This window comes from Streptomyces roseolus, from assembly GCF_014649855.1.
Lineage (GTDB): Bacteria > Actinomycetota > Actinomycetes > Streptomycetales > Streptomycetaceae > Streptomyces > Streptomyces roseolus.
Window position 1 is genome coordinate 16,277 of the sequence record NZ_BMTV01000053.1, and the last position, 12,246, is coordinate 28,522.

Annotated in this window: 9 protein-coding genes; 5 read left to right on the forward strand and 4 right to left on the reverse strand. The window is 75.2% G+C overall.

What is annotated here, in order from left to right; translation table 11 throughout:
- Positions 1-60: 60 nt before the first annotated feature.
- The 3 genes from IE245_RS35510 (at position 61) to IE245_RS35520 (ending at position 5,179) form a co-directional block, all read left to right on the forward strand.
- Entirely contained in the window at positions 61-2,772 is a 2,712-nt protein-coding gene (locus IE245_RS35510; RefSeq protein ID WP_189955410.1) for a YfhO family protein, read from the forward strand.
- Between the two features lie 101 nt (positions 2,773-2,873).
- Positions 2,874-3,839, forward strand: a complete 966-nt coding sequence (locus tag IE245_RS35515) for a glycosyltransferase family 2 protein (protein WP_189955412.1) — start codon at positions 2,874-2,876, stop codon at positions 3,837-3,839.
- Positions 3,840-3,841: 2 nt separating this feature from the next.
- Positions 3,842-5,179 carry a polysialyltransferase family glycosyltransferase gene (locus IE245_RS35520; protein WP_189955414.1) on the forward strand — a complete coding sequence of 446 codons (1,338 nt, stop codon included), beginning with the start codon at positions 3,842-3,844 and terminating at the stop codon, positions 5,177-5,179.
- Between the two features lie 42 nt (positions 5,180-5,221).
- Here the strand turns inward: IE245_RS35520 and IE245_RS35525 are convergent, their stop codons facing one another.
- Positions 5,222-5,944, reverse strand: coding sequence for a VOC family protein (locus IE245_RS35525; RefSeq protein WP_229852030.1), 723 nt, complete (start codon positions 5,942-5,944; stop codon positions 5,222-5,224).
- Between the two features lie 209 nt (positions 5,945-6,153).
- Here IE245_RS35525 and IE245_RS35530 point away from each other — a divergent pair, with 209 nt between their 5' ends.
- Positions 6,154-6,981, forward strand: a complete 828-nt coding sequence (locus IE245_RS35530; RefSeq protein ID WP_189955418.1) for a sulfurtransferase — start codon at positions 6,154-6,156, stop codon at positions 6,979-6,981.
- Positions 6,982-7,045: 64 nt separating this feature from the next.
- On the opposite strand, the gene sepH is transcribed toward IE245_RS35530, so the two are convergent.
- On the reverse strand, positions 7,046-8,095 hold the full coding sequence (gene sepH / locus IE245_RS35535) for a septation protein SepH (RefSeq protein ID WP_189955420.1): 1,050 nt from the start codon (positions 8,093-8,095) through the stop codon (positions 7,046-7,048).
- Positions 8,096-8,566: 471 nt separating this feature from the next.
- Between sepH and IE245_RS35540 the strand changes: the two genes are divergently transcribed.
- Entirely contained in the window at positions 8,567-9,466 is a 900-nt protein-coding gene (locus tag IE245_RS35540) for a hypothetical protein (protein ID WP_444545746.1), read from the forward strand.
- A 7-nt stretch (positions 9,467-9,473) separates the two neighbouring features.
- Here IE245_RS35540 and IE245_RS35545 read toward each other — a convergent pair whose 3' ends face one another.
- Together IE245_RS35545 and IE245_RS35550 are read right to left on the reverse strand one after the other, a co-directional pair.
- A complete protein-coding gene (locus IE245_RS35545; RefSeq protein ID WP_189955422.1) occupies positions 9,474-10,811 on the reverse strand; it encodes a D-arabinono-1,4-lactone oxidase in 1,338 nt (445 codons plus the stop codon).
- Positions 10,753-12,012 (reverse strand): MFS transporter, encoded by a 1,260-nt coding sequence (locus tag IE245_RS35550; RefSeq protein ID WP_189955424.1) that lies wholly within the window; start codon positions 12,010-12,012, stop codon positions 10,753-10,755. The genes IE245_RS35545 and IE245_RS35550 overlap by 59 nt, the downstream gene beginning before the upstream one ends.
- Between the last annotated feature and the right edge of the window lie 234 nt (positions 12,013-12,246).

A 12,246-nucleotide genomic window follows, 5' to 3' on the forward strand; every position in this document is an offset into this window, starting at 1 on the left:
TTCGTCCCGCCGTGCGTTCGCCGCGGGTGATCGACGAGCCGTGCGCTCCCTGGAGGATCCGTGCCACCCGCCGCCCCACCCGCGCCCGCCCCTGCCCGGGACGGAGCACGGGGACTCCGCGCGGTCCGGAACCCGCTGCTGCTCGCCCCCGCGGGCGCCGGACTGCTCACGGCGGCCGTCTTCGTCCTGGCCACCGCGCTCGCCCGCAGCCACCCGCTCGGGCCGTACACCCGGAACGTCGTCGACCTGGGCCAGCAGTACCTGCCGTACCACGCCTACTGGCGCGCCTTCCTGCTCGGCGACACCCACGGCGACGCCTTCCTCAACTGGAACTCCGGCTTCGGGGCGGGCTTCCTCGGCGACATCGGCACCTATCTGAGCAGCCCGTTCTCCCTGCTCGTCGTCCTCTTCCCGGCCGACCGGCCGGAGCTCGCGCTGTACGTCATCACCGTGCTCAAGATCACCGCGGCGGGGGCGGCGATGGCCGCGCTGCTGATCCGGCTCCGCCCGGCGGCCGGACGTTCCGGCGGCCCCTGGCCGCTCGCCGCCCTCCTCGGGGCCGCGTACGCGCTCTCCGGCTGGACCTTCAACCACGGCGCCTCCGTGCCGATGTGGCTGGACGGGCTCATCGCCTTCCCGCTGCTCTGCCTCGTCGCCGAGTGGGCCCGGGCGGGGCGGCGGCCGGTGCTCGGCCCGCTGGTCGTCGCCGTCGCCTGGATCGCCAACTTCTACACCGCCTACATGGCCACCCTCGGCGCGGCGCTCTTCCTCGTCGTCCGGCTCCTCACCACCGATACGGCCGGTGCGGCCGGAACCGCCGCGGCCACCGGTACGGACCGAACCACCGATACCGCCGGGACCACCGCGACCGCCGCAACCACCGGATCCGCCGGCGTCCGGCCCCGCCTCGCCGCCCTCCTCCGGGCCGTGTGGACCGTCGGCCTCGGCGTCGGGCTCGCCGCGCCGCTCGTCCTCGTCGTCTTCAGCGGCACCAGGTACGCCGACCCGACGCCCGAGACGGTCTTCGCGCCCGCCGCCTGGACCGAGCTGTTCGGCCGCCTCCTGCCCGCCACCGACAACGCGGACACGCCGGCGCTCTTCATCGGCACGCCCGCGCTCCTCCTCGCCCTCACGCTGCCCTTCAACCGGGCCGTCGCCCCGCGCGTCCGGTACGGCTGGACGGCGGCGGTCGTCCTCGTCACCCTCTCCCTCCAGTGGGGGCCCACCCACCTCCTCTGGCACGCCGGCGCCTCGCCCAACGGCAACCCGTACCGCCAGGCCTTCGTCCTCTGCGGCCTCCTCCTCGTCGCCGCCTGGCTCTCCGGCGCCCCCGGCGTGCCCCGCCCGGCCGCCCTGCTCGGCGCCGCCGCCCTCCTCGGGGCGCTCGCCCTCGCCGCCCGCACCAGTACCGACATCGACGCCTGGAGCTACCCCGCCGCCGGCGCCGCCCTCCTGCTCGCCGCCCCCGCCGCGCTGCTCCTCCTCCGCGGCCGCGCACGGACACCCGCCCTCGCCGCCGGCGCCGCCGTCCTCCTGCTCGCCGCCCAGGCGGGCGAGGCGGCCGTCAGCGGCGCGCGCGTCGAGCGCCAGCAGCGCGCCGACGTGGCCTGGGCGCCGCGGATCGGCGGCTGGCAGCGGGCGGTGGGCGCCGAGGTGGCCCGCGCCGACGCCTGGCCCGCGTACCGCACCGACCCCGGCCCGCTGCCCGGTGGCAACGAACCCCTCCTCCTCGGTGGCGAGGGCGCCGACGCCTACTCCAGCCTCACCACCGAGAACACCTCCCGCACCCTCGACTCCCTCGGCTTCGGCCACTACGCCAAGGGCCGCCATCCCGAGACCCTCGACAACCCCGTCACCGACGCGATCTTCTCCATCGGCACCCGGATCCGCTCCGAGGCCGCCGAACCGGTGCGCCAGGACGCCGCGCCCCGCGGCACCGCCACCGCCACGACCACCGCCGTACCGCCGCTCGTCACCGTCCACCCGGGCCGGCCGGCCGCCGTCGACCCGGCCGACTCCGCCTTCCGCAACCAGGAACTGCTCCTCGGCTCCTCCGTCTACGCACTGCCCGCCGTGCGCCGCACCGGCACCACGCTCACCGCCCGCTGCCCGGCCGGCGCCGAGGTCTGGTTCTGGGCGCCCGAGTACAAGGGCACCGCCGCCCTCGCCGGCGGCGCCCCCGCCGACTACGACGGCCGCCCGCCCGCCGTCCGCGCCCCGATGCGCACCCTCGGCACCGTCCCGGCCGGCGGCGAGGTCCGCATCCGGCTCGTGCCCGGCCGGAAGCCGGTCCTGCCGCGCCAGTCCGTCGGCTGCCTCGACCGCGCCCGGCTCGCCGCCGCCGTCACCCGGCTCACCGCCACCGGTGCCACCCGCGTCACCGCCACCGGCCACGCCCTCACCGCCGAACTGCCGCCCGGCAGCACGGGCCTCGCCGTCGTGGCCGTCCCCCGCGCCACCGGCTGGCGCTGCGCGGCCGGGGACGCCGAGCCGGTCTCCGCCCGCTCCCACCGGGGCCTGCTCGCCGTCCCCCTGGACGGCCGCGCGACCCGGGTGAGCTGCTCCTTCCGGCCCCCCGGCGTCCGGCTCGGCGCCGCCGCCGGGGCCACCGCCCTCCTCGCCCTCGCCGGCACCGCGCTGCTCGCCCGGCGCCGCACCCGGCGGCCGGAGGACGGTTCGCACGAGGGACGACAAGAGTTCACCGGCCGTCCACACGAGGCTCGTTCGCCTGCTCAGGACGCCGATTACGCTGCCCGCCGTACCGGCGCCTGACAGCCGGACGACACCCCGAGTCCACCGCGTGCGGCACTCCTCCGTACGCCTCCGAGCCCTCCGTCCGACTCCGTCTCCGATCCAGTGTGGGGATTCTCCGCGTGCCCAAACTCTCCGTCGTCGTCCCCTTCCACAACGTCGGGCCGTACGCCCCCGACACCGTGCGCAGCCTCGCCCAGAACGCGGACCCGGACTTCGAGTTCCTGCTGATCGACGACTGCTCCACCGACGAGACCCCGGACGTCCTCGACCGCTGGCGGGACCGCATCCCGAACACCCGGGTGATCCGCCACGAGACCAACCTCGGCGTCGCCCAGGCCCGCAACACCGGCATCGACGCCGCCACCGGCGACTACATCACCTTCCTCGACGGCGACGACTGGTACGCCCCCGGCCACCTCCGGGCCGCCGTCGACGGCACGGAGCGGCTCGGCTGCGACTTCGCCCGCACCGACCACGTCCTCGCCGAGGGCCGCAAGCGGAACATCAAGTACGCCCCGGCCAAGGTCCGCGACGCCGTCATGGACCCCCGCGACGGCATCGCCCCGGCCAGCATGATCACGATGGTGGACTACCCCTTCGTCCCCTTCGGCGTCTACGGCCGCACCCTCTTCGAGAACGGCGAGTCCCGCTTCGAGACCAGGCTGCGCACCGCCGAGGACCGGCTCTGGGTCTGGCGCCTCCACCTCAAGGCCCGCACCTACGCCGCCCTCTCCCTGCACGGCGTCTTCTACCGCCGGGGCGTCACCACCTCGCTGACCCAGATCAGCGACAACCGCCAGCTGGACTTCATCCCCTCCTACGACCTGCTCCTGGAGGAGGTCTCCCGGGACCGGGACGCCGACCGCTTCCTGCCCAAGGCCGTCCGCACCTACTGCGCCATGATCGCCTTCCACGTGAACAAGGCCGGGAAGTACGAGCCCGAGGTCGCCCAGCGGCTGCGCGCCGACGTCGCCGACGCCCTGCACCGCATGCCGCAGGACGTCCTCGAAGAGACCCTCGCCACCATGGACACCCCGCGCGCCACCCTCCTGCGGAGCCTGCGCGAGACCGGAAGGACCGTCTGACCATGACCACCGACACCGCCACGGTCCAGATCTTCCAGGTCTCCACCCTCTACGGCGCCGCGACCGTCGCCGCCGCGATCGACGCCGGACTCTACGGCGGCCCCGGCGACGCCCGCCGCCTCCTGCTGCTCTCGCACAACGCCGAGATCCCGGAGACCGCGCTCCGCCTGGAGTCCATGACCGGCTACGCGCGGATCGCGGCCCGCTTCGACGGCGTCCTCGACTGGAACGAGACGATCCACCCCTACCACCCGGCCGCCTGGGCGCCCCGCCCCGAGGAGACCCCGCTCTGGCAGCGGGTGCTGCGCACCGCCTGGGACCTCGGCTCCGCCCGCGTCGAGCTGATCGTGGAGTCCATCCAGGTCAACCCGGCCAAGGCGCTCGGCGCCTGCTTCCCGGAGAGCTCCGTCGAGGTGTACGCCGACGGGCTGATGAGCTACGGCCCCACCCGCACGGACGTCGCCCAGTCCCTGGCCTGCCGCATCCGCCGGCTGCTCCACCTCGACCTGGTGCCCGGCCTCACCCCGATGCTCCTCACCGAGTACGGCACCCCCTCCGCGCTCGTCCCCGACGCCGCCTTCCGCGCGGTGCTCGCCGAGATCGCCGCCGACGCCGGCGACGACCCGGCGGTGGCCGAGGCCGTCGCCGCCGCGCCCACCGCGCTCCTCCTCGGCCAGTACCTCGCCGCGCTCGGCCTCCTCACCGTCGAGGAGGAGGAGGAACTGCACGTCCGGATGCTCCGCGGCGCCGCCGCCCTCGGCCACCGCAGCATCGTCTTCAAGCCTCACCCCACCGCGCCCGCCGGCTACTCGACCGTGCTGCGCGAGGCCGCCGAGGAGGCCGGGGTCCGGCTCACCGTCCTCGACGTGCCGCTGCTCGCCGAGACCTTCTACGAGCGCTGCGGGCTGCGGCTCGTCGTCGGCTGCTTCTCCACGGCGATGCTCACGGCGGCCGTCTACTACGGGGTCCCGGTCGCCCGGGTCGGCACCGCGGAACTCCTCGAACGGCTGACCCCCTTCGAGAACAGCAACCGGATCCCGCTCACCGTGGTCGACCACCTCGTCCCCGACCTGGAGGACGGCGCGGAGCCCGCCGTGCCGGGGCCGGCGCCCGCGTCGCTCGCCCCGCTCGTCCGCGCGGTGAGCTACTGCATGCGGCACAAGTCCCACCCCGGCATGCGGGCCGAGACCGAGCTCTACCTGGCGGCGCACCACACCGATCCGGCGGTCGCCCACCACTTCGGCACGCCCCGCCTCACCCAGCTGGGCCTCCCGGGCGGCGAGCCCGCCCCGGCCGGGCCCTCGCTGCTCCGCAGGAGCCTGGCCCGCGGCCGTCGCTGAGGGCGGCCGCGCCGTCGGTACGGCCCCGGGGCCGTACCGACGTCAACGCGAGCGCGACCTCACGAGGGTGAACACCGCGCCCTCCGGGTCCGCCACCAGGGCGAGCCGCCCGGCCGTGCCGTCCCGGGGCGGCCGCAGCACGCGGCCGCCCAGCTCCACCACGAGCCGGGCGGCCGCGTCCGCGTCGTCGACCTCGAAGTACGTCATCCAGTGCGGGCCCCGGTCCCGGGCCAGCTCCTCGCCCACCCCGTGCAGGGAGGCGACCGGACGCCCGTCGACGTACAGGGTGGCGTAGTCGAAGTCGGTCGAGACGACCGGTTCGACCTCGTATCCGAACACCGACCGGTAGAACTTGCCGACGGTGGCCGTCTCATAGGTGAGCAGTTCGTTCCACACGGGCGTCCCGGGCGGGCCGGCGAGCGCGGTGCCGTGGTGGGCCTCCGCCTCCCAGACGCCGAAGACGGCGCCCGCCGGGTCGGCGCAGATGACGAGGCGGCCCGCCTCGCCCGCGTCCAGCGGGCCGACCGCCACGGTTCCGCCGCAGGAGCGGATGGACTCGGCGGTCTCACCGGCGTCGTCGGTGGCCAGGTAGGTCGTCCACGCGGTGCTGAGGTCGCGGTCGGGGGGCAGCTGTCCGATGCCCGCCACCTCGCGTCCGCCGAGGAGCGCCCGCACGTACGGGCCGAGCTGTCGCGGACCGGGGACGAACTCCCAGCCGAAGAGTTCCCGGTAGAAGTCCTGCGTCGCCTCGATCCCGTGCACCATGAGGCTCACCCAGCAGGGCGTCCCCGGGCTGCGTCGAGAGGCCTCGGTCATCGTCACCCTCTCCTCGGACGTGGTCGTGACCGTGCTCCGCCGCCGGTGACTTCGCCGGGTCGCGCACGGCGCGCCCCGGTCGCACCCGTGTGGCGCGATCCTCCGGGAGGACGCCGGGTCCGTCCCCGGCGCGGGCACGGCTGCGCGAGGATGGCCCCATGAAGCCCATCATCTCCGCAAGCGAACTCGCGAGCGAGTCGGCGGGACCCCGGCCGCCGGTCCTCCTGGACGTGCGCTGGACCCTCGGAGGTCCGCCGGGACGCCCCGCGTACGAGGCCGGGCACCTGCCCGGAGCGGTCTACGTGGACCTCGACGCCGAACTGGCGGGACCGCCCGGGGAGGGCGGCCGGCATCCGCTGCCCGATCCGGAGGCCTTCGGGGCGGTGATGCGCCGGGCCGGGGTCCGCGCGGACCGTCCGGTGGTGGTCTACGACGGCGGGCTCGGCTGGGGCGCCGCCCGCGCCTGGTGGCTGCTGCGCTGGACCGGTCACCAGGACGTGCGGGTGCTCGACGGGGGCCTGGCGGCCTGGCCGGGGGAGCTGTCGACCGGGGTGCCGGAGCCGGAGCCGGGCGACTTCACGCCGAAGCCGGGCGGGCTGCGGCTGCTCGACGCGGACGAGGCGGCGGCGCTGGCCCGCTCGGGGTTGCTCCTGGACGCCCGGGCCGCCGAGCGCTACCGCGGCGACGTGGAGCCGATCGACCGGGTCGGCGGCCACATCCCGGGCGCCCACTCGGCGCCGACGACGGAGAACGTGGCCGGGGACGGCCTCTTCCTCGCCGCCGACGTGCTGCGGGAGCGGTTCGCGGGCCTCGGCGCGGTGGAGGCGGCGGAGGTCGGCGTCTACTGCGGTTCGGGCGTCTCCGGCGCCCACGAGGTGCTGGCCCTGGAGCTGGCCGGCATCCCGGCGGCCCTGTACGCCGGCTCCTGGTCGGAGTGGTCCTCGGACCCGTCCCGTCCGGTGGCCACCGGCCCGGACCCGCGGTAGCGGAGGCGTGCGGAAGGGCCCGCGCCGAGCGTTCGGCGCGGGCCCTTCCCGGGGCGTACCGGGACTACTCCTGCTTCTTCCGGCGCGTCCCGAAGACGATCTCGTCCCAGCTGGGGACCGCCGCGCGGCGGCCCGGGCGGACGCCGTCGGCCTCCGCCTGCCGGTCGGTGGCGCCGTGCAGCCGGTCGCGGTGGCCGGAGACGGAGCGGGGCATGAGGACGTCGGCGTAGGCCGCGCCCGCCCCTGCGGAGGCGGCGGGAGCGGGCGGCTCCTCCGCCTCGACCTCGTCGGACGGTTCGGTGTCGGGCTGCTCCGGCACCACCAGGTCGCCGCGGAAGCTCGGCACCGCCTCCAGGAGGCTGGTGAGCGAGTCCCGCTCCTCCTCCGGCTCCGCCGAGGCCGTCAGCGGGGCCCGGTCGAGCTGCCGGTCGAGGGCGCGGTCCAGCGGCCGGTCCAGGGTCCGGTCGAGCGGCCGGTCCCGGGGCAGCCGGGCGATGCGCGGGACGAAGGGGAAGCTCGGCTCCGGCGCCGCGGCGAGGGTGTCGTCGGTCTCGCCGATGAGCGCCCGCGCCTCGTCGTCCACGGCCTGGACGAGCCGGCGCGGCGGGTCGTAGGTCCAGCTGGCGGTGTGCACCTCGCCGGCGACCCGGTAGACGAGCAGCACCTCCCAGGTGCCGTCGTCGCGCCGCCAGGAGTCCCACTGCACGGTGTCCTTGTCGGCTCCGCGCAGCAGCAGCCGCTCCTGGACCGCCTCGCCGAGCTGGGGTCCGGTGTTCTCGCCGGGCCGGCGGACCGGGGTCTTCCGGGCGCGCTCGGCCATGAAGGCGCGCTCGGCGAGGACGGGGCCCTCGAAGCGGCGGACGCGGTCGACGGGGATGCCGGCGAGCTGGGCGACCTCCTCGGCGGAGGCACCGGCTCGTATCCGCGCCTGGATGTCCCGGGGGCGGAGGTGGCTCTCGACCTCGATCTCGATCTGGCCGAGGCGCGCGCGGTCGTTGCGCACGGCGGCCCGCAGCCGCTCGTCGATCGGAAGCGTGTACTCCGTGCTGTCGGCAGCCTTGAGCACCAGTCGTGTGCCGTCGTTGGAGACGGCCACGACACGCAGTTCGGGCATGGGGACCTCCCGGGTGGTGCCTGCCGACGTCACGTGCGTCGCTGCTTCCGCTAGTCGAGTGTGGCCTGCCCGGGTGCAGCCTGCCACTACCTTGCCGAGTTGCCCGGCGTGTCGGGCGTGGACCCGGAGCCGCCGTTATGGCACGGTTACCTGTTCACTACCCCGAGTGACCGTAGGTCACACTGTGTAGCGGTTCCGTTCCCGGGCGCCCCGGAAGGCGTCCGGACCCAGGGTTCGCCAATGTACTCCATTCGGGCCACTCGGGTGGACCGGCGCGCCGCCCAACTTCTCGGGGTGCGCGGGAGTTGGGCCCCCGTCTCCATTCCTCCCGCGTGGCACTCTTCACAGAACCCCCTGAAACGGAACTATTCACTTCGCTTACCTGTCCCTTCTGGGTGCACGGTGGAACGGATGGGCGAACAGAGGGTGGAGATGCGTCACAGGCAGCCGACCGACACGGACGACCCGGAGATGCGGACACCGGCCCCCGGGAGTGGAGCCCCGGAGCCGGGGGAGAAGGCGCAGCGGAAGATCGACCTGAGCGTGCCCCAGGTCGCCGGCAGCGCCCTCGCCGCCGTGATCGCCGCCAAACTCGCCTCCACCCTCGGGGTCTACGGCACGATCCTCGGCGCCGGTGTGATCAGCGTCATCGCCACCTGCGGCGGACCGCTCTTCCAGCAGCTCTTCAAACGGACCGGCGAGCAGGTGCGCGACGCCACCGCCGCCGCCAAGCCGAAGGCGCGTCAGGTCCCGCTCCCGGCCCCGGCGGAGCACCGCGACGACCGCCACACCCTGGTGCTGGGCACCCTCCCCGGGGCCGCGGCCCCGTTCCCGTACGCCGAGGAGTTCGGCTCGGCCACCACCCACGGAACCCGGCTGCGTGGCCGGAAACGCCCGCTGCTGGCCGCCGCGCTCGTCTTCGGCGTCACGATGGGCGGCATCACCACCTACGAGCTGGTCTCCGGCGAGGACTTCAGCGGCACCCAGGGCACCACCACCTTCGGCTCCGTGGTCCGCGGCGACGGCGGGAGCCGGCAGGACGCCCCCGAACAGCCCGTGCCGGAGCGGCAGCCGCGGACCCCCGCGCCGACCGGCTCCACGAGCCCCGACGCCGGGCCGGACGCGCGCACCCCCTCCACCGGCGCCACCCCCGACCCCGGCACCGGCACGCCGGACGGCGGGGCCACGACGGCCCCGGCCCCGGACCCGACCGGCTCCGCGGACGGCGGTGCGACCCCCACCCGGGAGCCCGTCGCGCCGACCACCGAGCCGACGGCGCCCGAGTCCCCGGGCGCCCCCACCGAGGACCCGGCCACCGGTCCGGCCGTCGAGGACGCCCCCGCGGCCCCCTCCGGGGACACGGCCGGCTGAGCCCCCGTCAGTCGCCGAGGATCCGTCGCAGGTGGTCGTTGGCGAAGAGGCGCTCCGGGTCGAGCCGGTCGCGCAGGGCCGTGAACTCGGCGAAGCGCGGATAGACCGCCGCCAGCCGGTCCGCGTCCCGGGTGTGGACCTTCCCCCAGTGCGGCCGGCCGCCGTGCGCGGTCATGATGCGCTCCACCGCGGTGAAGTACCCGCGGTGGGGCGTCCCCCGGTAGAGGTGCACGGCGATGTAGGCCGTCTCCCGGCCGGAGGCCGTGGAGAGCGCGATGTCGTCGGCGGGCGCGGTGCGCACCTCCACCGGGAAGCTCACCTTCAGCGGCGAGCGCTCCACCATCGCCTTCAGCTCGCGCAGCGCCGTCGTCGCGGCCTCCCGCGGCAGCGCGTACTCCATCTCCAGGAAGCGGACCCGGCGCGGGGTGGTGAAGACCTTGTACGGGATGTCGGTGTACGTACGGGCGGACAGGGCGCGGCTGGAGACCCGGGCGATCGAGGGGATGACCGGCGGCACCGCCCGGCCGAGCGCGCAGGCCGCCCGGAAGACGCCGTTGGAGAGGAACTCGTCCTCGAACCAGCCGCCGAGGCGCGGCAGCGGGGCGGCGGGACCGGCGCTGCGGTTGTTGCGCTTGGTGTTGCAGTTGTCCGTGTGGGGGAACCAGTAGAACTCGAAGTGCTCGTTCTCCGCGTGCAGCTGGTCGAACTCGGCGACCACCCGGTCGAAGCGCATCGGCTCCTCCCGGGCGGTCAGCAGGAAGAGCGGCTCCACGGCGAAGGTGATCGCGGTGACCACGCCCAGCGCGCCGAGGCCGATCCGGGCCGCCGCGAACACCTCGGGGTGCCGCTCCGCGGAGCAGGTCATGACCCGGCCGTCGGCCGTCACCAGCTCCAGGGCGCGGATCTGGGCGGCGAGGGAGGCGGAGTCCCGGCCGGTGCCGTGGGTGCCGGTCGAGGTGGCCCCGGCGACCGTCTGCTCCATGATGTCGCCCATGTTCGTGAGCGACAGGCCCTCCCGGGCCAGGGCCACGTTGAGCCGCTTCAGCGGGGTGCCGGACGCCACCGTCACCGTCATCGCCGCGCGGTCGATCCGCCGGATCCCGGTGAGCAGATCGGGGCGGACCAGCACCCCGTCGGTGGCCGCGATCGGGGTGAAGGAGTGGCCGGTGCCGACCGTCTTCACCCGCAGCCCGTCCCGCGCGGCCCGGCGGAGCTCGGCGGCCAGCTCCTCGGCCGAGGCGGGGCTCACCTCCCGGACCGGCCGGGAGGTGACGTTCCCCGCCCAGTTACGCCACGGGTCGCCCGCCGTCCTGGCGTGCCCCGGTCCCGCTGTCCTCGTGCTCATCCCGCCCCTCCCGGTCCGGCGCCGGCGTACGCAGCCGGCGGTGGCCGAGGAGCGCCACCACGACCGCGAGCGCGCCCGCGACGACGGGCACCACGTACGCGGCCTCCGCCCCCGAGGCGTCGACCACCCAGCCGGCCGCGGAGGAGCCGAGGGCCACGCCGATCGCGAGGCCGGTGCCCGTCCAGGTCATGCCCTCGGTCAGCTGGGTGTGCGGTACGTGCTTCTCGACGAGGGCCATCGTGGTCACCATCGTCGGCGCGATGGAGAGGCCCGCGACAAAGAGCGCCACGGCCAGCAACGGCAGGTTCCCGGCCAGTAGGAGGGGGATCATACTCACGGCCATCGCGCAGACGCCCAGCAGCCACCGGCGGGACGGCTCGCCCTTGAGGTGCAGCAGCCCGAAGACCGCGCCGGCCAGGCAGGAGCCGAGCGCGTAGACGGCCAGGACCAGGCTGGCGGCGGCCTTGTGGCCCCGCTCCTCCGCGAAGGCCACGGTCACCACGTCCACCGCGCCGAAGATCGCGCCGGTCGCCACGAAGGCCAGGGCGAGGACCTGGAGGCCGGGGGAGCGGAGCGCCGAGCGGCTCTTGACGGCGGGCTGGGGGTGCGGCGCCGGCTCGGTGGCCCGCTGGGAGGTCAGCCAGAAGACGCCGATCGCCAGGAAGACGCCGGCGAGCAGCGGGCCGGCCTCGGGGAACCAGGTGGTCGACAGGCCGATGGAGATGATCGGGCCGAAGATGAAGCACACCTCGTCGACGATCGACTCCCACGAGTACGCGGTGTGCAGCTTGCGCGCGTCGCCCCGGTAGATGCCCGCCCAGCGGGCCCGGGTCATCGCGCCGACGCTCGGCACGACGCCGATCACGGCCGTGAAGGCGAAGAGGGTCCAGTCCGGCGCCCCCTGCTGCACGCAGAGCAGCAGCCCGGCCGCGGCGACCATGGAGATCAGGGTGACCGGGCGGAGCACCCGGCGCTGGCCGTACCGGTCGACGAGCCGGGAGACCTGGGGGCCGAGCACGGCGGCGGACATCGCGAGCGTCGCCGACAGGGCGCCGGCGAGCCCGTACCGGCCGGTGACCTGGGAGATCATCGTGACGATGCCGATGCCCATCATGGACAGCGGCATCCGGCCGAGGAACCCGGCGACGGAGAACGAGGCGGTGCCGGGAGCGGAGAAGATCGCGCGATAGGGACTGGGCAAGGGGCTCTCCGGCTCTGCGACGCGGCGTGCCGTCCGCGCGCCGCGGTCAACACGTGTAATTAACATCTAAAGCCTAAGGGTTCGAAGCGATCGGGTCACCCCCGAATTCCGGACGGGCCGCGCCCCGGGCCGCCGGTGGCGGGTGGCAGGATCGGTGCCATGTCCGATCAGCACGATCCCGCCCCGTACGACGCCCTGCTGCTGCTCTCCTTCGGCGGCCCCGAGGGCCCGGAC

Bases quoted from the DNA above. Each gene is read 5' to 3' on its own strand.
- IE245_RS35525 (WP_229852030.1), bottom strand. From the start codon at position 5,944: ATGGTGCACGGGATCGAGGCGACGCAGGACTTCTACCGGGAACTCTTC.
- IE245_RS35540 (WP_444545746.1), top strand. From the start codon at position 8,567: ATGCGGACACCGGCCCCCGGGAGTGGAGCCCCGGAGCCGGGGGAGAAG.
- IE245_RS35520 (WP_189955414.1), top strand. From the start codon at position 3,842: ATGACCACCGACACCGCCACGGTCCAGATCTTCCAGGTCTCCACCCTC.
- sepH (WP_189955420.1), bottom strand. From the start codon at position 8,095: ATGCCCGAACTGCGTGTCGTGGCCGTCTCCAACGACGGCACACGACTG.
- IE245_RS35530 (WP_189955418.1), top strand. From the start codon at position 6,154: ATGAAGCCCATCATCTCCGCAAGCGAACTCGCGAGCGAGTCGGCGGGA.
- IE245_RS35545 (WP_189955422.1), bottom strand. From the start codon at position 10,811: ATGAGCACGAGGACAGCGGGACCGGGGCACGCCAGGACGGCGGGCGAC.